Raw genomic sequence first — 21821 nt, 5'->3', positions numbered from 1 at the left:
ATTTTTAACGTTTTTTTAGATTGTTATTAAAAATTTAACAGTATCTACATTATCTGCGTAATTCCATAATTTTGGAACCTGTGTTTGCCCAAATTTTACATTATCTTTAATGTTTAGCTCAGAAGTGATGCATTGGATCTTGTCAGAATCATCATTTAATTTGTCTTTAAGATCCTCTAAATTGTCATAAAATTCGTAAAAAATACTAGCTATAGGAGAGGCATAACTTTTATCCTCTTTTAGCATTAAAAATCCGTTTTCTTTAATATCAAACAAGCTCATTAAATACACGGCTTTATTGTAGTCATAATTATTAGCATATTTGGTGTAGTTTATAATGTCTCTGTGTTTGTAAACAGCTTTAAAAAGCTTATCAAAATCATAGTCCTTAGGAACAAATATTTTTGATACATTTCTACATCCTAATCCGTAATATCTAAAAATATCATCACTTAAGGCTTCTAGTTGCTCGTGTGTTTCATTTCCATGTATTACTGCTACAGAGTTTCTACTCTTTCTAATAATATGTGGGTGTTTTCCAAAATAATAATCAAAATAGCGAGCCGTGTTGTTGCTTCCAGTAGCAATTACAGCATCGTAATTTTCTAGTTTGGCCTCTGTAAAATTAAAAGTCTCTTTAAAACTTGGTTCTATATGTTCTAAATATTTTGCAATAAGAGGAATAAAATACTTGTCATTAGAAGAGAGTTTAGCTAATACTTTATTTCCTGTAATGGCTACACATAAAAAATCGTGAAAACCAACCAAAGGAATGTTTCCTGCCATAATAATAGCTACAGTTTTGTTAGCGTTATTGGGAATGGTATAACTTTTTAACCAATAAGTTAATTCTTTGTCAGTTAATGCATTTGCCCAGTTTTCAAAAGCAAACAATACATTGTTTTTAGTAAACCAACTGTTGTATTCTTCGGCTCTTTTTATTTGTGTTTCAAAAACATCAAAAAATAAATCATTAAAAGGTATGGCTTCCTTTTTTACAATTCCGTTTGTTGTAAATTGACTTAAAAATTTACCTAAAGTAACAAATGCTTTTTTTCTCTTATCTAAACTCATTATAAGTTAGTTTGTGGGTTTTGTGTGAATACAAAATGTATTATTTTTGTGGTACAAATTTAAAGAAAAAAGAACGATGGCAATTATAATAACTGATGAATGTATTAACTGTGGTGCTTGTGAACCTGAGTGTCCTAATAATGCAATATATGAAGGTGCTGAAGAGTGGAAATATTCTGAAGGTACTTCTTTAGAAGGAGATTTTGTATTACCTAATGGTCATAGCGGAAATGCTGATGAAGAGCAAGAGCCTATTTCTGATGAAGTTTACTACATTGTGCCAGATAAATGTACAGAGTGTAAAGGTTTTCACGATGAGCCTCAATGTGCTGCTGTTTGTCCTGTTGACTGTTGTGTTCCTGATGAGGATATAGAGGAGACAGAGGAAGAATTGTTAGCTAAACAAGCATTTTTACACAAAGAATAAGGTTAAAAACATATTTGTTAAAACGTCAATCATTGATTATGGTTGGCGTTTTTTTGTTACATAGTATCTTAAAATTATATTTGTTTCCATATTTTAAATTTCATTGTATGTTATTCAACTTTAGGTTTCTTTCTTTTTTTTGTTTGATGTTTTCTTTATCTCTACATGTTTTTTCACAAAAGCATGTTAATTTGTTTCCAGTAGAGGCTGTTGTAACGGGTTATCATAATGATTGGACAATTAAAAGCTACCAAAGAAGAATTGCAGATTTTAAAAAAGATATTCCAGAACAAGGCGATGTATTTTTTATTGGAAATAGTATTACTCAGCAAGGTAGAGATTGGAATGAAAAATTTGAACTAAACCATATTAAAAATAGAGGAATTGCTGGAGATGTGACTGATGGTGTTTTGGCAAGACTAGATGAGATTGTTTATTACCAACCCAAAGCCATTTTTATTTTAATAGGAGTGAATGATTTGTTTAATCTGCACCAAAAAGAAGATAAAAGTGCTAGGTTTAAATATGATAAAACTATTCCATCAGCTAAATATGTAGGAAAAAATATTATTAAGATAGCCAAAACCTTACATCAAAAATTACCAGATACTAAATTGTTTGTAAGAACGGTATTGCCAACAAGGAAAGACTTTTTAAAAAATGATATTCTAGAAATTAACAAACTGATTAAAAAATCTGAGAAAAAAGGATATTATACTGTAGTAGATTTACACCGTGTTTTTGTAGATAATTTTGGTTATATGAAAAAGGAACTAACCAAAGATGGTGTTCATTTAAACGATAAAGGATATCAACAATGGGTAAATTTTGAAAAACCTTTATTAAGCCAGTTTACCAAATAAAAAAAGAGGTTGAAATTAATATTCAACCTCTTTTAAGTTTTATAAACCTAACCTTATACTAGGAGTGTTTACTCTAACATTTACTCCAGAACTTCTTTTTGGTGATCTATAATAATATCTGTCATCATATCTGTAATAATAAAAAGAAGCATGGCTGTAGTAATGGTCACTATGGTGACAATGGTGATCACATTCTTTATAATGATTAGCGTAAGCATCTTTTTTTCCTTTCATATAGGCTTTGTATGCTTTTTTGTCTTTTTTCTTTAGGTTCTTTTCATATTCTTTTTGATCTTTCCAAAACTGTTTTTCTTCCTCTTTGGTTTCTGCTGTAAATTGTTGTTCATACTTAGCATCTTCTTTAGCTCTTTGCTGATAATATGAGGTTTTATTAAGTTGTGTTTTTTTTTTGTCTTCTTGTGCCTGCATTGAGGTAGATAAGATTATAGTTAATATGAACGTAGTTGTTTTAAATAATTTCATGATGTTTTATTTTAAAAGTTAATAGCTCTTTCTATACTTAAGACACCTTAATTTATTTTTACCCTATAGTTATTATAATTATTTTCCACCGTTGGCTTGTAAATCGGCAATGCATTGTGCATCTAAAGTCGGAGCGGAATTGCTTCCAAATAAGTTTGATAAACCATCACCTGTTTCTGCAGACCAATACATTAAACAACTTTCTTCATTACAATGTTTTGCATGTTCCGTATCTTCATGGTTATTTTGCATGGTTGTTCCTAAGTTGGTCAATCCTAAAAGGTGACCTACTTCATGAGTAATAACGGTAGTTTCTAACAAACTTCTGTTGGGTTCAAAAGTACTATTGCTTAGTTCGTGTAATGTGTTTTCATAAATAACAAATGAGGTATTTCTATAAGCAGTTCCTAATACGGTTCCGTTATTGGTGTTTTTGTCAGATTCTCCATCAGTAAAAAAAGCCCAAACAGCAATTTTATTTTCCGTGTTATATTGTGTTCTGTGAGTGTTTTCTATATCTATAATATCATTAATAGTATAGCGACTTTTATTTGGACTAGGAATTGATCTTTGTTCAATTATAATACCTTCTGGTTTATATGTTCTTTCTTCTAAAAAAGATTTAAAATTATTAATAGCTGTTGTGGTTGGTTTATAACCTTCTACATAAACAACTTCTAAAATCATACTTTTATAAGTCTTGTCAGATAATAAATCATTAGAAGAACTTCCTGTTGCTTTTTGATTACTAGAGCTGTTTGTTTCATTATTTACTCCACTAATATTGTCTTTAGAACAAGATAGGAGCATGGTTATAATTACAAGTAAAATAATAGATTGAGATTTCATTAGGTTTGATATTTATGATTATAAAAACAGCCGCTTAAAAAAAGCAGCTGTTTTATATTATTTACGTAATTAAGTTAAAAAAGTTTTAGATCTGAGTTAAAACCAAAGTAACTGCAGTATCTGTTGAACTTTGTAAAGTAATAGAACTATTAGAGTAACTAGTAATTGTCCATGCATCATTTAACAATTCAAAATTTGAATTACCAGAAAATTCAAGGGTTAAAAACACTTCCATTTTAGAAGCAACCGTAAATGTACCTTCTGCCTTTTCTGCCAATGCATTTGAGGTGTTTATGGCAGTACAAGTTAAATCGTTAGCAAAATCAATGGTGTAGTTTGCGTAGTTGTTAGCACTATCAACCCCAGCGTTAACATAAGATTCTACTCTAAAAGCACCTTCTACTAAAATATTTTCCATGGTTTCTGCATCTTCTTCTGCTTCCTCCATTGTCTCATCATTATCTATACAATCAGAAATTTGTGTTTGTAATTCTGCATCACTTGTAATAGTTACCTGAGTATCTCCTTCAAAAGTTGCTGTAATAGGGTATTTGATAGAGAACATTTCATCATCACCAAAATTGTTCATATATGCATATAATTCTTGGTCAGAAGTTAAAACAGCACTACCTGTTTGTTCAATACTTAAATTATAAGTTAAAAGGGTAATTGGGTAATGAATGTTTAAACAATTAATGGCATTTTCTTTTTCTTCTTCGGCCTCTGAACAAGCATTCATAATTGCATTGTATTCAGTTTGGTTGGTAACTTCAACCTCTGTATAGTTGCTTAATTTTACTGTAAAGGGAAATTGTAATCTAATACTATCATCATCATTAATAATTTCTCCTAAGATGTTTAAAACAAGTTCGTAGTCAAGTTGGTTTCTTAAAGTTACTTCGGTATCATTAACAATAGCTGTTACAGGAAATAAAATAGAAGAACAAGAGGTTCCGTCTAAAAAATCATCAAAACTACCATCGTACATTGCAGTACGTTCTAAGTTTGATGCTGTTTCAGAATTTGCTGAATTTGTGTTTGGGTTCTCTCCATTCTCTATATCTACTTCTTCTTGACATGAGGTTAGTCCTAAGAATGAAATAAATAAAATAGCGGTTAATAATTTTAAAGTTTTCATAATACTTAATGTTTTTAGGTTTAAATTTAATAGCGATTTTTTCGCCTTTCTATATTTAAGACCCTTAAGCTTAAATTTACCCTATGCTTTTTTTAATTTTTTTTAATAAAATAATTAAACCTCTGAAAACATAGTGTTTATCAGTATTTTTATTATTCCTACTTTTGCACAAAGCTACATTATATAGATAATTTTATGAAAGAACCTAAGCATAAACTTTGCGAAGAAGCTTATTTTAATAGTTTTTATTTAAAACATATTCAGGCTGCTAGTAATTTTGCATTCTATAAATGTGGTAATAAAGATGTTTCTTTAGATTTGATACAAGATGCATTTTCAAAAATATGGGAGAATTGCTCACAAATAGATTTTGAAAAAGCCAAGACATATTTATTTACTACAGTTAATAATTTATTTTTAAATACTATTAGACATCAAAAGGTGGTAATGTCTTATGCCAAAGAATCACCTTATATGGATAAAACAAATCTGAACCCAGAGTATTTAATGGAAGAAGATGAGTTTAAACAAAAACTACTTTCTGCTATAGAAGGTTTAAGTAACGACCAACGAGAGGTTTTTTTATTAAATAGAATAGAAGGAAAAAAGTATAGAGAAATTGCTGAGTTACTTTCTATTTCTCAGAAAACAGTAGAAAAAAGAATGTCTGCAGCTTTAAAAATTTTGAGAACCAAAGTTGATAAAAAAGATATTTAATTGTTTGGTATAGGGTAAATTACAATATAGGTGTCTTAAATATAGAATGCGTTAAAAATGAACAAAGAACACGACATATTAAAATGGTATAATGGAGAAATTTCTACAGAAGAGATACAAAAAATGTATCCTAATGAAGATTTTTTATCATTAGAAAAAATGGGATTTTATGCCAAGCAAATAGACATTCCTAAAGTGGATGCTCAAAAAGCATTGGAACAGTTTAAAACCAGAGATTTAAAGAAAAAGAAAACAAAGGTAGTTTCGTTAAATACTTCTTTATTATTAAAAATAGCTGCTATGTTGGTAGTAGTTTTTGGATCTGCATACTTTTTCTTTTTTAACAACACACAATCTTATTCAACAGATTTTGCACAAACTAAAACCTTTACATTGCCAGACAATTCTGAAGTCATTTTAAATGCTCAGTCTAATTTGGCATATAATAAAAAAGAATGGAGTAAAAACAGGACTCTAAATTTAGAAGGAGAGGCCTTTTTTAAAGTGACCAAAGGAAAAAAGTTTACGGTACAAACCCATGCAGGAAACATTCAGGTATTAGGAACCCAGTTTAATGTAAAAGAACGTGAGAATTATTTTGAGGTGCAGTGTTATGAAGGTTCTGTTCGTGTAACATATAACCATCAACAAACTGTTTTGTCTCCAGGTAAATCAGTAAGAGTTGTAAATGGAAAGGTAGTTAATACTAAAGATTTTATAGCTCAAAATCCTTCCTGGTTATTAAAAGAATCTACATTTGACAATGTTCCTTTGTGGCAGGTTATTGATGAGTTAGAGATACAATACAATATTAAAATAAACACCGATAAAGTTGATGTAAACAAAATATTTTCGGGGAGCTTTACACATACAGATAAAAATTTGGCTTTACAATCTGTAACCATTCCTTTAAAATTAAGCTATAAAATACAAGGAAATAAAGTGGAACTGTATAGATATGAAACCAAGTAAAATTGCATTTATTTTATGTTTTCTTTTTACTTTTTTTTCTTTTGCACAACAGCAACAGAAAGAGGTTTTACTTGTTGATTTAATACCACAATTAGAAACTAAGTTTGATGTAAAATTCTCCTATTCGGTTGAAGATGTACAAAATATTTTTATTCAAAACCCAGAAGATTCTTTTACCATAGAAGAAATTATAGCCTATTTAAACAAGGCCACCGTTTTTAACTTTAAATTTTTAAATAAACGATATATTACGGTTTCTACCCTACAAAAAAGCATTAATATTTGTGGAGTATTAATTTCATCAACAACACAAGAACCTGTTTTTGGTGCTTCTATTTTGGTAAACAATACAAGTAAAGGAGTTGTTAGTAACGGTAAAGGAGAATTTGAAATTAAGGGAGTTGATATTTACGAAAACATTTCTATTTCTTATTTAGGATATGAAACCTTACTATTAAAAGCAAAAGAATTAAGGGATTGTAAAAGAATAGTGTTAACAGAAAGTGCCCAGCAATTAAATACCGTGGTAATTTCTAAATTTTTAACCACAGGTTTGCAACAACGTGTTGATGGAAGTACGGTTTTAAACACCGAAAAATTCGGTATTTTACCAGGGCTTACAGAGCCTGATGTTCTGCATTCAATTCAAGCTTTACCAGGTATAGAAAGTGTAAACGAAAGTATAGCCAATATAAATGTAAGAGGGGGGAGTAATGATCAAAATTTAATGATTTGGGATGGTATTAAAATGTATCATACCGGACATTTTTTTGGATTGATTTCTGCCTATAATCCTAATGTTACTAATAAAGTAGTGGTTTCTAAAAATGGAACTTCTAGTGAGTTTAGCGATGGGGTTTCTAGTACCATAAACATGTCTACCAAGAATAGTATTGGTAATAAAATTAGAGGAGGAGCGGGGTTTAATTTGTTAAATACATATGCTTTTTTAGAAATCCCCATCAATAAAAAATTAGCAATTCATGTTTCTGGTAGAAGATCTTTTACAGATTTTTTTACCTCTCCAACTTACAACACATATTTTAAAAGAAGCTTTCAAGACAGTGAATTAACCAACCATACAAATACAAATGAAAGTAACAGTTCATCAAACTTTTACTTTTATGATTATACGGCAAAGTTGTTATATAATATTCATCCAAAACACAAAATAAGAGCTAATATTATAGGTATTTATAATAACTTAGATTACTTAGAAACTGATACAAATGATCAAAATCAAATCAGTTCTAAAACCAATAATGTACAGCAAAAAAACTTAGGTTTAGGGGTTCAATGGAATGCTCAATGGAATAAAAAAACAGAAACGGATGTTATTACTTTTTATTCCAAATACAATATTGATGCGGTAGATTATAGAATTGAAACAGATCAAAAATTAACCCAAGCCAATGAAGTGTTTGAAACTGGAATTAAAGTAAATACCCATTATAAAATACATGAGAACTTATCTTTATTAACCGGATATCAGTTTAGTGAAATAGGTATTTTAAACCAAACAACGGTAACGGTTCCATCATACGAAAAAACTAAAAAAGATGTATTGCTAAATCATGCTTTGTTTAGTGAGGTTGAGTTTAATAAAGGAAGTACCTATTTTAGAGCAGGAGTTAGAGGTAATTATTTTCAAAAGTTTAACATTTTTTTGTTTGAACCAAGATTGAGTTTTAGACAAAAAATAACTTCTGATTTAAGTGTAAAACTACAAGGAGAATTTAAAAATCAATCAGCCACTCAAATTATAGATTTTCAGGATAATTTTTTAGGAATTGAAAAAAGACGTTGGATTTTAGCAAACAATCAAACTATTCCTATTTCTAAAAGTAAGCAAAGTTCTTTAGGAGTAGAATATCATAAAAATAACTGGGTTTTTAGTACTGATGGTTTTTATAAACAAGTAAAAGGAATTACAGCTTCTAATCAAGGGTTTTATAACAATTTTCAATTTTTAAGTGCTACTGGTAGTTATTCTGTAAAAGGTTTGGAGTTTTTGGCTAATAAAACCACCAATAAATACAGCACGTGGTTAAGTTATACCTACAGTGTAAATAAGTATAATTTTGATGATTTTACACCTTCAGAATTTCCTAACAATGTAGATATCAGACATTCTCTATCTTTAGCATTTAATTATACCATTTTAAATAACTTAGAAGTTTCCTTAGGTGGAATTTTGAGGTCGGGTCAGCCTTATACCAAGCCTATACAAGGTAACGAAACCATTAAAAATGGAAATAATACAACAGTAAATTATGATGTTCCTAATGATGAGAATTTAAATAATTTTATAAGGTTAGATGCTTCTTTAAAATATAAATTTACTTGGTCTAACACTATAAAAAGCACTATTACAGTTGGAGTTATTAACCTTACCGATCAGGAGAATATTATAAACAGATACTATAAAGTTGATGATGATAATTCTGATAACGTAATAGAAGTAAATTCTAAATCACTTGGTTTTACTCCAAACATAAGCTTAAGAGTAAATTTTTAAGAAACAAAACAAGGCTAAAAATATTGCTATAAAAAGGTTTAGCACAAAACTAAATTTTGTTTTTGTGCAGAATATTGGGTTTTCATCTTGTTTTTGAATCCAAAAAAGCCCTATAAAGCATATTAAAAGAATCATCATTTTTAGCTGTAGTTTGGTACTACAAATAACTTTAATATAGGTGTGGTATATCTGCATCCATAAAACTCATAATTATATGATAATCTACATATATTTTTATTTATATGATAAAAAGCATATATTTGATTTTATATGATAAAAAGCATATAAATATGATGGAAGCAGTGATTACAGCAGATATTATCAATTCAAGAGAGGTTTCTCCAGAAGTTTGGTTGCATAGTTTAAAGGATACTTTGCAAAGCATTGGAGAGGAATATGTTGTTTGGGAAGTATTTAGAGGAGATAGTATTCAGTTAATTATTAATCCTCAAAAAGCTTTAGAAATAGCGGTTTTATTAAAATCTATTATCAAACAAATTCCTGTGTTAGATATTAGAATAGGCATTGGTATTGGGGAAATTACATATAAATCGGATAAGGTCACCACATCAAATGGTGCTGCTTTTGTACATTCGGGTGAAGCTTTTGACGGGTTAAAGAAAAACACATTGATTGTGAAATCTCCTTGGCAAGATTTTGATAGAGTAATAAATATCATGCTAAATTTAGCAACCTTAACTATGGATAATTGGAAGCCTGCTATGGCTGAAATTGTACATCAACAATTAAAAAATCCTGATAGTAAGCAAATAGAAATAGCCAAAGCGTTAAACAAAAAACAAAGCAATGTAAGTTATAGTTTAAAAAAAGCGGGGTATGATGAAATATTGGAATGTATTTATTATTATAAACAACAAATAGATAAGTTATGTTAGTTTTAAAATTGTTGATTGCTCATGTATTGGGTGATTTTGTATTACAACCTAACAAATGGGTAAGGCATAAGGAAAAGAAAAAATTTGCATCTAAATATTTGTATATACATACTGTAATTCATGCGTTATTGTTGTTAATATTTCTTGGTTTTCAAGTCCAATATTTATGGACAATTGCAATAATTAGTATTTCTCATTTAATAATTGATGGTATTAAATTGTTAAAACCTTTAAAGAATAATAGGATATTATTTTTTGTAGATCAATTGGCACATTTATTAGTTATAGGTTTGGTATGGAAACAATGGAATGCTATAAATATTGATTTTTCATCAATTATTACAACACATAATTTATTGTTGGTATTGGCTTTATTGTTGTTAACCTCAGTAACCTCTATTGTTTTAAAAGTAGTTTTTAGTGTATGGAATAAAGAGATAGAGGAGGTAAGTAAAAAAGATAGCTCATTAAAAAATGCAGGAAAATACATCGGAATTCTAGAGCGTTTATTTGTTTTTACCTTTGTAGTGCTAAATCAATGGCAGGCTATAGGTTTTTTATTGGCTGCAAAATCGGTGTTCCGTTTTGGAGATTTAACCAAAGCTAAAGATCGAAAATTAACAGAATATATATTGGTGGGAACTTTGTTAAGTTTTGGAATTGCTATTATTATTGGACTGGTATTTAGTAGGTTGGTGTTTTAAAGGTAATTTTTTAATTGCTGAATTACTGTTTTCCAATTTTCAGGAAAATCAGTTTTTAGTAACTGTGTTTCTTGAGTAAAAGGATGTTTAAATGTTAATGTTTTGGCATGTAAAAACATTGCTTTATTTTGAAATTTCTCTTCAAACATCCTATTGTGAAAACGATCTCCATATTTAGGGTCGCCAATTAAGGGGTGACTAATTTTGTTCATATGAATTCGTAACTGATGTAAACGTCCTGTTTTAGGTTGTAACTCTACCAGACTATATCTAGAAATGTCATAAGGTCCTACTTTTATAGGAATTTCAAAAGTTTCATAACGTTTATAAAAGGTAAGTGCTTCTTTATGTACGTTGGCATCACGACCTTTTACAGGACTGTCTATTTTTCCTTCTTCAGGAATAAAACCACGAACCAATCCGTAGTACGTTTTCTGAATTTGATTATGGATGAATAAATCTTGAAAAGGTTTTACAAACTCTTTTTGCTTGGCAAATAAAATAATTCCTGAAGTTTTTCTATCCAATCTGTGGATGGGAAAAAATTTAGCCCCCAATTCATCATTTAACAACTGAACCAAAGATTTTTCTTCAAGTTGATTATTAGCCATTGTAGAATGATGTACTAATATATTGTTAGGTTTGTGTACCGCTAAAATATAATCGTCTTGAAAAAGAATTTTAATCATGTTTATTTCTGTTTAAGAAACCATTTCTAAAATACTCAAATGTTTTTTTAAAACGCCAGAAGGTGTTTGTTTTGTTTCATCAAAAACACGAGTGTCTCCAAATAAAATAAAACTATCTTTGGCTCTAGATACGGCCACATTTAACATGTTGGGTTTGTCATCTTTGTCAAAAAACAACGTTCCTTCGTCTATATGGCTATATACCGAGCTAAACAAAACAATGTCTCTTTCTGCTCCTTGTAAAGCGTGTACCGTTCCTAATTTAATATCATTTATATTGTATCCTGCTTCCATTAAGGCTTTAGAAAGTTCGTTTTTTTGACTTGCAAACGGAGTAATAATTCCCAAAACCTTTTCTATAGAATTTACATTGTAAGCCTCTTGAATACTGTCTTCATGTTGTCTTAACCACTTAATAATGGCATTTACTTCATTTAAATTACATCGGCTGTTATACTTACGCTCACTAACACCTTCTATATGATAAGCCAACATAGATGGAAAAATTTGATTTTCAGAAGCGTTTCCTTTCATAGGTTTTAAAATGCCTCCGTAAGCCAATTCATTACAAAAACCAATAATTTCATCATTACATCTACGGTGTTCTAATAAAACCATTCCTGGTTGGTTACCAGTAGGTAATAAAGTCTCAAATTCACAAGCATTTTGAGCCATTTTCATAATACTTCCGTTAGAAGCCAAAAATCCCATTTCTTTTAAAACTTGGGTTTGTTCTTGATTAGAAATAATATTTTGATTGATTAAGTTTCCTTGATCTATTTTTAAAGGTATAGACCAAATAGGCTCAATTTGTTGCAAATCGCCTACTACCATTGCTTTTTTTGCTAGAGAAAATAAGGGGATACTCACTTCTGGAGTTACTTGTCCAGCTTCATCAATAATTAATAAATCAATAAAATTGAACAATGGTAAATACTCAAAAACGGGTTTTCCGTGTTCATTTTCTCCTTGAAATTGACTGTAAACAAAATGTGGAGGTGCCATGTAAAAAGTAGCAACAAAACAAGGAGTTAGCATAGCCCTACGTTTCCATTTTTCGCTAATAGCTTTTTCTCCTGTACCTTTTTCGGTTTCATGTTCAATTGAGTCTTTTGTAGCTATTAACCAACGTGCTTCCCAATAATGTGTAGCCAATAAAAAGGCCTTATGACGTAAACCAACATCTAATTCATCGTAAAAATATTGATGTTCTTTGTTATTAGAATTCATTTTTTTATACTCAAAATCCCACATCTTTTCTTCGGAAACAAAAGGATATCCTTTAATATTATTCTTTAGTTTCCAGTCGTTTAGTTTTATGTTAGATTGAATGGCCAAATTTAAATAACCCAAAAAATCTTTTATAAAGGTTTTGGTTTTGTTAATATCATTTATAATATCAACCTTTATTTTAAATGTATAATCTTGTTGGTTTTGAATATCATCACTAAAAACAGCTTTTACCTGTGCTATAAAATCATCATTTTTAATCCCTAACTTAATTTTTTTGATTTGATCTCTCCAAGTTTTAAGGTTTAGAATGTGTATTTTATCTTTTTTAATAAAATCTTTAGGATGAATTAAAATAGCATTTATTTTATCTATAGAGTTAATATAATCACTGCAAATTCTAGTTCCATTTACCAATTCATCTTCTATTAGTACAATTTCATTTTGCAAATGCTCACAAATATCTTCAAAAGACTCTAGCTCAAAGTTAAATTCATCTTTAAATCTATTTAAGAAAAAAGTTTCTGCTTCAGCAATGTAATTTTCATTTTCTAAATCACACAAAGTTCCTTCGTGACCAAACAAGTTTCCTTTTAAATAGTTGATGCTTTCTAAAGATTTTGGACTTTTAGAATTGGATGGCAAATACGTAGCATATCCATTAAAATTAGGAATCCATCGTTTGGATAAACTTTTTAAGCTACTTTCAGAATTGATAAAACTATCAATAATATTGGTCACGGCTTGGTTGTTGGTAGAACAAGCCACAATAACAGGGGCTTCCTCTCCAAGAATGGCAGATTTTACAAACTCTGTAGCGACTACACTTTGCAATAAGGTGGTTTTTCCTGTACCGGGAGGACCATTTACAGCGGTAACAGCATTGTCTTCGGATGTTAAATAAGACAAAAGCGTTTTTCTTTGACTTATAGACAAAGGGAATTTATTAGACATTTGTCCAGAATGAAAATGATTGTAACTTAAAAATCCCTGATCTGTAATGGCGTTTTTACGTGTTCTTTGTGTAGGCGTAATAATTTTAGATAACAAAGGAAGTTCATCAATTTCACCTAAAATATGATCGTATAAAAACAAAATACTCTTTGCTGTGGCAATTTTAGAACTGGTTGCAAAGTACATGACGTGTTGAACCGTTTGGTAATTTTCTGCTCTGTAATTATTTATGCTTCTATGGGTAATGTTTTTAAAAACATCGGTTACATAATTCCAATAAACATCCCATGCTACAGGAGTTTCTTCATCATCAGAAAAAGGTTCTTCAATTTCTTTAGCATTGATGATGTTTTCTGTAGATGAGAAAATAAAATCATTTTTTACATCGGCAATAGGAGCAAGATAATTTCTAACTACCAAAGGAAATAACTCCTTAGAGACAGATAGTTGTCCAGATCTGTTTACTCGAGCAGGAATCCAAAAAGGTCTTATAATTTTGTTGTTGTATGATGTGTTTTCAGATAAATAATCTAAATAAAATGGAGATATTAAAATTTCAGTTTCTGTAATTTCTCTCCAATTTGTATTGTCTTTTTTATTAATTCCTTTAAGTCTATTAATTCTACGCTCCTCGGCATCTAACATTTCTTTAGCGTTTTTAGCGCTAATCATTCCGTTACCAACAAAACAGTTTTTTTCTTCAAATAAATTCTTAATTCTGCTAATATCAATGGCTAGATTTTCGCTGTCTGTTAAGCTGTTTTTGTAATAATGTAACCAGTTTTTTTCGTTAGCCATAAAATTATAAATAGGGAATTTTTAAGGCTGGCTAAAATAATTTTTTATGTTTTGTTTAATGACTGTTTTTATATTAAAAAAAAGAATTTATGAACAATTACTAAATATATATTTAATATGTTTTGTTTTTTAGGGTAGGGTAAACAGAGAGTATTTTGTTTAAATTATATAATAGATGAAAAAAAATGGATATAAAAAATAATGTAATAGTAGTTATTACAATGGGTGTTTTAATGAGTTGTAATAGTTATAAAGAAGTTAAAAACCATCATCATAATGACAGTACTCATACCCATAAACCTCAAGATTATTTTGGAGAGTATATGTTAGAAGATGAAAATTTTGGAACTAAAACCAATGTAACTATCAAAGAAGATAAAAGAATTATGGTTACCAATTCTTTGCCAAATCATGTAACGGGAGAATTTCCAAGAAAAGGAAATCCAAATACTATTTCTGCTCAAAACAAAACTTATGAATTTCCTGTGTCTCCCAAATGGGTAGGAAAACCTCAATGGGTTAGAGAACCAGGAATAGCATTAAACGGAGTAAAATTTGAACCCGGAACAGCTGAAGTTGTAGTTTGTGAAACGGGAGAAAATTATAGAGTAGAAGCCTTTCAGAATTTAATAGATTTAGGACTAGATTTTAACAATGCTCATGTGCAGCCCACAGGAGCATATCATTATCATGGTGTGCCAACATCAGTTGTTAAAAAACAAGAAGAGGATAAGGATTTAGTACATATTGGTTTTGCTCACGATGGATATCCTATTTATTATTCTAAAAGAGGTACTTATAAATCTGGATATCAAAAAATAGACGGAAATAGAGAAGGGGAAGATTGTACATATTCAAACCCAAAGAGAACTATTGAGATTGATGTAAATGATAATCATAATGGAACCTATACTTCAGACTTTGAGTATATAGATGGATCAGGTGATTTAGATGAGTGTAATGGTATAGAAATTAATGGGCAATATATGTATTTTGTTACCGATGAATTTCCATATGTAAGTCGTTGTTTAATGGGGGAAGTAAAGCAAGAAAAACAGAAACAATCTTTTGGAAATAGAAATCAAAGAGATAAACAAAATAGAGAAGGAGAGAGGCCAAGTATTCCCCAGATAATGGAGCATATGGATGCGAATAAAGACGGAAAGTTATCTAAAACAGAAGTTAAAGGACCTTTACAGCAAGAATTTTCGGTAATTGATAAAAATAAAGATGGGTATATTTCTAAAGAAGAATTAGAAAATATGCCAAAACCAAATAAAAGGTCACAGAAAAGATAATTGCGGTTCATAGAAAAACGTCCTTTTGAAATAGTTCAAAAGGACGTTTTAGATTTTAATTAAGTAAGAAAAAAATTATTTAACCAGTAGCTTAGATTGTTCTTTACTTTCATCACATAAAACGGTAACAATGTATATACCTGATGCTAAAGAATTATTTAAGACAATAGATGGTTTTTTATCTAAAGATGCGCTATAAACGGTTTTACCTTGCATATTAGTAATGTGCATATAGTTGGCATTTTTAGGTAGTGTTATTTTAATTAAATCTCCTGGTTTTACAGGATTAGGTGATATAAATAACTTGGCTCTTTCTTTAGTAGGATTAGAAATTAACTCTGAAGAAAAACCACCTGCTTTACTACCAGAAGAACAACTAATTGCTGTAGGATTTACCCCTTCAACTTCTAGTTTGTCAATATTACCTAAACCAGAAGAAGTAGTTGCCTCTAATCTAATTGTATTTACTCCTGCAACCAAAGTGGTGGTTACTGTGGAGTTACTATTTTCTGCCCAAGTAGTCCAATTTCCTGTAGATGGGAAAGAAGCTGATGTAGCAGTAGTTCCATTAACAATAACATTTCCATTTCTATCAGTACTTCCTCCATTTGCGTATCGCCATCTAAGAGTATATGTTCCAGTAGAAGGAACAGATACAGACCAATCTACACCATTACCAGCAGCATTGGCAGTGTTGGCAAATCCTGCCCCTGTAAAGCCAGCATTATTACTGTCTATGGTTCCATTTACTCCACAGAAACCAGTTTCATTTTCTTGTATTGTAATGGTTGTGTTGGTAGAAATTGTAGCGTTACTTGAGTTAGAATTGTAGGTGTTTCCATTAGTGTCAGTAATTTTTATCCAATAGTAATAAGTAGTACCAGCAGTAGCGGTGTTATCTGTATATGTAGTTGTACCAGGAGTTACATAAGATAGTCTTCCTCTACCCGACGGGTTAGAGTCGGTATCTCTCATAACTTCTTGATATAATACATTAATACCTGCTACATTCCAATTTAAGTCAATAGCACTGCTAGTAGCAGTAGCATCTAGGTTTAATACGGTATCTCCTACCATATAAATATCTGGATTAGGAGGATTATTCATACCTCCACCAAAGTAGAATCCAAGGTGAGGTGGTTGGTTGTATGCAACGTTTTGCCAAGCAATACTCAATCTATAAACAGGATCGTGCATTAGGGTGTACATTCTTTGAGTAGTAACTTTATTAGTAGAAAAGATGACTAGTTTAGAGCTATCAGAGTTACGCATTAAAATTTCTTCTCTCCAGTCACCCATTATATCTGCACTAAGGGTAGGGGTGTATTTTGTACTATTGTTCATACCTGCTCCTTCAATATTATATAAAGTCACTAGTCTTTGAGTACCTTGTGTAGAAGAATTCCATTTGTTTAGTACATTTCTGTCAAGAATTTCTCTTTGAACGTCACCGTCCCACCAAATTCCAAAATTATAACTATCGCCACCACCAGCACTAGCAGGTAGTGTAGTTGAAATAACAGTTCCGTTTTTGTCGTGAATACCACTTCCGTCTGAAGACCAAACTTCATATCCTGCATGATTACTGTCTATATCCATGGTTAAACCACGACCAATGTCTCCGTTAGCAGCTACTTCCCATAAAACACTTCCAGTTCCAGCATTTCTGATAGACATTCCGGGTCTTGTAGAACCATTTGCTGTTTCATGAGGCATATAATATTCTAAACCAGGAGCGTTTGGATCAATATCTGTTAAATGACCAGCATCTCCATGACCGTATCCTGTAGAGTATAAACCAGTTCCGTTGTCATCAATGGCACAAGCCCCATACATAATTTCATCTTTTCCATCTCCGTCAACATCTCCCACAGCTAAGTTATGATTTCCTTGACCTTCATAAGGGTTGCTACTGTTGTGATTGGTATCAAAGACCCATCGTTGAGTTAATTGTCCGTTTCTATAATCATAGGCAGCTAAAGCAGTTCTAGTATAATAACCTCTACACATTACCAAACTAGGTTCGGTACCATCTAAATAAGCAATACAAGCCAAGAATCTATCTACTCTGTTTCCGTAATTATCTCCCCAATCAGAAACATTTCCTCTAGCAGGAGTGTAGTTGGTTGTTGTTAATTCTGCTCCAGTTTCTCCATTAAAAATGGTTAAGAATTCAGGACCAGAAAGCACATATCCTCCAGAATTTCTGTAATCAGCAGTTGAACTTCCAATAATATTATTGTTTCCATCTTTTGTACCATCTGCAGTTTTACAAGCAATTTCTGCTTTTCCATCACCATCAAGATCGTAGACCATAAATTGTGTGTAATGTGCACCAGAGCGGATATTGATACCTAGATCAATTCTCCAAAGGCTGGTTCCATCAAACTCTAATCCTTCTAAAATAGTATTTCCAGTATATCCAGAGTTGGCATTGTCTTTAGCATTAGAAGGATACCATTTTAATATAATTTCATAATCTCCATCACCATCTAAATCTCCAACACTGGCATCATTTGCCGAGTAGGTGTAAGCAACTCCATCAGGAGTAGTTCCTCCTGTTGGAGGGCTCAATGGAATGGTGTTGTAAAAGTTTGCCCAAACATCTGTAGAAGCAGACTGACTTCCTTCTGTACCGTTGATAACAGCACTTACAGTATAGGTACTATTTGATGTAGTGTTGTCTACATAATTTGATACATTTAAATTAGAGGCGATAAGTGTTCCTGATTTGTATAAGTTATAAGTAGCTCCATCGGTATATTCAGGTCCTAAAATCCTCCAAGAGATTAATACTTCATTGGTATTAATTCTTACTGCATGTGCTCCACGGTTTAGCTTTTCCATGTAGCGTTGGGCTTGTACATTCATTGAACTTAAGCATAGTAAAATACTCATAGCAAAGAGTAATAAAAAAGGTTTTTTCATAGTAAGTTTAGTTTTTTTAAATTAAACATGGTTTATAATTTAGTTAGGTTAAAGTTTTAAATGTGTTTTAAACATTTATTCGTTAAATATAATGATAATTCATTATTATGTGTTTTATTTTAGATATAATTTATTTTTTTGTTTATTTTACTGAGTATAATTCAATAAACATGTAAAATATAAAGAATTGGTTGTTTCCATGTAAAAGGAATGTTTAGGTACTAAAAACCCCTTTAGAGATCATTCTAAAGGGGTTTAGTTTTTGGGTCGTTTTATAAATCACTTTTATCTCACAAATAGTTTGGCTTGAATATTTCCAATATCATTTCTAACATTAACAATATATATTCCTGATTTTAGAGTGTTTTGGAGTTCCATATACGATTCACCATTTAATATATTATAATAAATGATTTGTCCTTGCATATTAATAATGCTAATTGCTTTAGCGTTTTTGGGAAGTGTAATTTTAAAAAACTCTCCTGTGTGTATTGGATTTGGTGAGAGTAATAATGTTAATGGTTGAGTGAATACGTCTGTATTTAAGTTTTCACCATTACAACCCGCTACAGAAGGACTTCCTCCTGTAATTTCTAATAAATCAATATTACCTAAACCATCGCTTGTAGTAGCTACTAGTCTAATTTTGTTTACTCCTTGTGTTAAGTTTACTGTTACAATTGAATTGCTGTTTTCTACCCAAGTAGTCCAATTTCCTGTAGATGGGAAAGAAGCTGATGTAGTAGTAACTCCATTAATAATTACATTTCCATTTCTATCTGAAGATCCTCCATTTGCATACTTCCATTTTAAAGTATAAGTTCCTGATGAAGGAACAGATACAGACCAATCAATACCACTTCCAGAAGCATTGGCAGTGTTGACAAATCCCGTTCCTGTGTATCCAGCATTGTTAGTATCTATAGTCCCATCTACTTCACAAAAACCTGCTTCATTTTCTTGAATAACAATACTTGAGTTTGTAAATATTTTAGTACTTGTGAAATCAGATTGAAATACTTCTCCTTGAGTGTCTGTAATTTTTAACCAATAATAATAAGTTGTACCTGTGTTTACCGAATTGTCTGTATAGCTAGTTGTTCCAGGAGTTATAAAAGAAATACTAGTGCTTCCTTCTGTATTTGAACTTGTATTTCTCATAAGTTCCTGTTGTGCTATTTCTATACCTGATACATTCCAACTAACATCAATATTGTTGTTGTTTGCAAATGCTTGAACTGATAAAGATTTTTCTCCAATCATTTTGATGTTAGGATTAGGAGGATTATTCATACCTCCACCAAAGTAGAATCCAAGGTGAGGGGGTTGGTTGTATGCAACGTTTTGCCAAGCAATACTCAATCTATAAACAGGGTCATGCATTAGGGTGTACATTCTTTGAGTAGTAACTTTATTAGTAGAAAAGATGACTAGTTTAGAGCTATCAGAGTTACGCATTAAAATTTCTTCTCTCCAGTCACCCATTATATCTGCACTAAGGGTAGGAGTGTATTTTGTACTATTGTTCATACCTGCTCCTTCAATATTATATAAAGTCACTAGTCTTTGAGTACCTTGTGTAGAAGAATTCCATTTGTTTAGTACATTTCTGTCAAGAATTTCTCTTTGAACGTCACCGTCCCACCAAATTCCAAAATTATAACTATCGCCACCACCAGCACTAGCAGGTAGTGTAGTTGAAATAACAGTTCCGTTTTTGTCGTGAATACCACTTCCGTCTGAAGACCAAACTTCATATCCTGCATGATTACTGTCTATATCCATGGTTAAACCACGACCAATGTCTCCATTAGCAGCTACTTCCCATAAAACACTTCCAGTTCCAGCATTTCTGATAGACATTCCGGGTCTTGTAGAACCATTTGCTGTTTCATGAGGCATATAATATTCTAAACCAGGAGCGTTTGGATCAATATCTGTTAAATGACCAGCATCTCCATGACCGTATCCTGTAGAGTATAAACCAGTTCCGTTGTCATCAATGGCACAAGCCCCATACATAATTTCATCTTTTCCATCTCCGTCAACATCTCCCACAGCTAAGTTATGATTTCCTTGACCTTCATAAGGGTTGCTACTGTTGTGATTGGTATCAAAGACCCATCGTTGAGTTAATTGTCCGTTTCTATAATCATAGGCAGCTAAAGCAGTTCTAGTATAATAACCTCTACACATTACCAAACTAGGTTCGGTACCATCTAAATAAGCAATACAAGCCAAAAATCTATCTACTCTGTTTCCGTAATTATCCCCCCAATCAGAAACATTTCCTCTAGCAGGAGTATAGTTGGTTGTTGTTAATTCTGCTCCAGTTTCTCCATTAAAAATGGTTAAGAATTCAGGACCAGAAAGCACATATCCTCCAGAATTTCTATAATCAGCAGTTGAACTTCCAATAATATTATTGTTTCCATCTTTTGTACCATCTGCAGTTTTACAAGCAATTTCTGCTTTTCCATCACCATCAAGATCGTAGACCATAAATTGTGTGTAATGTGCACCAGATCGGATGTTGATACCTAGATCAATTCTCCAAAGGCTGGTTCCATCAAACTCTAATCCTTCTAAAATAGTATTTCCAGTATATCCAGAATGAGCATTGTCTTTAGCATTAGAAGGATACCATTTTAATATAATTTCATAATCTCCATCACCATCTAAATCTCCAACACTGGCATCATTTGCCGAGTAGGTGTAAGCAACTCCATCAGGAGTAGTTCCTCCTGTTGGAGGGCTCAATGGAATGGTGTTATAAAAGTTTGCCCAAACATCTGTAGAAGCAGACTGACTTCCTTCTGTACCGTTGATAACAGCACTTACAGTATAGGTACTATTTGATGTAGTGTTGTCTACATAATTTGATACATTTAAATTAGAGGCGATAAGTGTTCCTGATTTGTATAAGTTATAAGTAGCTCCATCGGTATATTCAGGTCCTAAAATCCTCCAAGAGATTAATACTTCATTAGTGTTAATTCTTACTGCATGTGCTCCACGGTTTAGCTTTTCCATGTAGCGTTGGGCTTGTACATTCATTGAACTTAAGCATAGTAAAATACAAATACTTAAGGATAAGAAGTCATTTTTTTTCATTATTTAGTTTATAGTAGTTTGTTATTACAAATATTGAGATTAACAATAGACTAACTATCCTGTACTATCTTTGCGTTAAATGTATTGTTTTTTGTTTTTTATTGTGAATATTATAATAATGAGTTTTTGGGTTGTTTAATAGTAAAAATGCCTTTTAAATATCTATTTT

General features: G+C 31.2%; 16 protein-coding genes. 8 read left to right on the top strand and 8 right to left on the bottom strand.

The window, feature by feature from the left end; translation table 11 throughout:
• Positions 1-15: 15 nt before the first annotated feature.
• A complete protein-coding gene (locus ACXGQT_RS02975) occupies positions 16-1074 on the bottom strand; it encodes an acyl-CoA reductase (protein WP_457829916.1) in 1059 nt (352 codons plus the stop codon).
• A gap of 76 nt (positions 1075-1150) precedes the next feature.
• On the opposite strand from ACXGQT_RS02975, the gene ACXGQT_RS02970 reads away from it, so the two are divergent.
• Positions 1151-1501, top strand: coding sequence for a 4Fe-4S dicluster domain-containing protein (locus ACXGQT_RS02970; protein ID WP_457829915.1), 351 nt, complete (start codon positions 1151-1153; stop codon positions 1499-1501).
• Between the two features lie 191 nt (positions 1502-1692).
• Positions 1693-2364, top strand: coding sequence for a GDSL-type esterase/lipase family protein (locus tag ACXGQT_RS02965; protein ID WP_457829914.1), 672 nt, complete (start codon positions 1693-1695; stop codon positions 2362-2364).
• Between the two features lie 39 nt (positions 2365-2403).
• Here the strand turns inward: ACXGQT_RS02965 and ACXGQT_RS02960 are convergent, their stop codons facing one another.
• The 3 genes from ACXGQT_RS02960 to ACXGQT_RS02950 form a co-directional block, all read right to left on the bottom strand.
• Positions 2404-2847 (bottom strand): hypothetical protein, encoded by a 444-nt coding sequence (locus ACXGQT_RS02960; protein WP_457829913.1) that lies wholly within the window; start codon positions 2845-2847, stop codon positions 2404-2406.
• Between the two features lie 78 nt (positions 2848-2925).
• Positions 2926-3696: a membrane metalloprotease gene (locus ACXGQT_RS02955; RefSeq protein WP_457829912.1), complete on the bottom strand. Its 771-nt coding sequence runs from the start codon at positions 3694-3696 to the stop codon at positions 2926-2928.
• Positions 3697-3781: 85 nt separating this feature from the next.
• Positions 3782-4834, bottom strand: coding sequence for a hypothetical protein (locus ACXGQT_RS02950; protein ID WP_457829911.1), 1053 nt, complete (start codon positions 4832-4834; stop codon positions 3782-3784).
• A 195-nt stretch (positions 4835-5029) separates the two neighbouring features.
• Between ACXGQT_RS02950 and ACXGQT_RS02945 the strand changes: the two genes are divergently transcribed.
• The 5 genes from ACXGQT_RS02945 (at position 5030) to ACXGQT_RS02925 (ending at position 10641) form a co-directional block, all read left to right on the top strand.
• Positions 5030-5551: an RNA polymerase sigma factor gene (locus ACXGQT_RS02945; protein ID WP_457829910.1), complete on the top strand. Its 522-nt coding sequence runs from the start codon at positions 5030-5032 to the stop codon at positions 5549-5551.
• Positions 5552-5608: 57 nt separating this feature from the next.
• A complete protein-coding gene (locus ACXGQT_RS02940; protein WP_457829909.1) occupies positions 5609-6523 on the top strand; it encodes a FecR family protein in 915 nt (304 codons plus the stop codon).
• Positions 6510-9041 carry a TonB-dependent receptor gene (locus ACXGQT_RS02935; protein ID WP_457829908.1) on the top strand — a complete coding sequence of 844 codons (2532 nt, stop codon included), beginning with the start codon at positions 6510-6512 and terminating at the stop codon, positions 9039-9041. Before ACXGQT_RS02940 ends, ACXGQT_RS02935 begins: the two co-directional genes overlap by 14 nt.
• Before the next feature lie 242 nt (positions 9042-9283).
• Complete coding sequence (locus ACXGQT_RS02930; protein WP_457829907.1) at positions 9284-9937, top strand: SatD family protein; 654 nt, start codon at positions 9284-9286, stop codon at positions 9935-9937.
• Entirely contained in the window at positions 9931-10641 is a 711-nt protein-coding gene (locus ACXGQT_RS02925) for a DUF3307 domain-containing protein (protein WP_457829906.1), read from the top strand. The genes ACXGQT_RS02930 and ACXGQT_RS02925 overlap by 7 nt, the downstream gene beginning before the upstream one ends.
• Here the strand turns inward: ACXGQT_RS02925 and ACXGQT_RS02920 are convergent.
• A complete protein-coding gene (locus ACXGQT_RS02920; RefSeq protein WP_457829905.1) occupies positions 10638-11330 on the bottom strand; it encodes a pseudouridine synthase in 693 nt (230 codons plus the stop codon). The genes ACXGQT_RS02925 and ACXGQT_RS02920 overlap by 4 nt on opposite strands.
• A gap of 12 nt (positions 11331-11342) precedes the next feature.
• On the bottom strand, positions 11343-14312 hold the full coding sequence (locus ACXGQT_RS02915) for a DEAD/DEAH box helicase (protein ID WP_457829904.1): 2970 nt from the start codon (positions 14310-14312) through the stop codon (positions 11343-11345).
• 185 nt (positions 14313-14497) lie between these two features.
• Between ACXGQT_RS02915 and ACXGQT_RS02910 the strand changes: the two genes are divergently transcribed.
• Entirely contained in the window at positions 14498-15610 is a 1113-nt protein-coding gene (locus ACXGQT_RS02910; protein WP_457829903.1) for a YHYH protein, read from the top strand.
• 75 nt (positions 15611-15685) lie between these two features.
• Here the strand turns inward: ACXGQT_RS02910 and ACXGQT_RS02905 are convergent, their stop codons facing one another.
• Both ACXGQT_RS02905 and ACXGQT_RS02900 read right to left on the bottom strand, forming a co-directional pair.
• Positions 15686-18538, bottom strand: a complete 2853-nt coding sequence (locus ACXGQT_RS02905) for a rhamnogalacturonan lyase family protein (protein ID WP_457829902.1) — start codon at positions 18536-18538, stop codon at positions 15686-15688.
• Between the two features lie 285 nt (positions 18539-18823).
• Entirely contained in the window at positions 18824-21652 is a 2829-nt protein-coding gene (locus ACXGQT_RS02900; RefSeq protein WP_457829901.1) for a rhamnogalacturonan lyase family protein, read from the bottom strand.
• Positions 21653-21821 lie beyond the last annotated feature (169 nt).

It is taken from the genome of Wenyingzhuangia sp. IMCC45467, from assembly GCF_054111205.1.
This window is presented reverse-complemented; position numbering and strand designations above follow the sequence as displayed.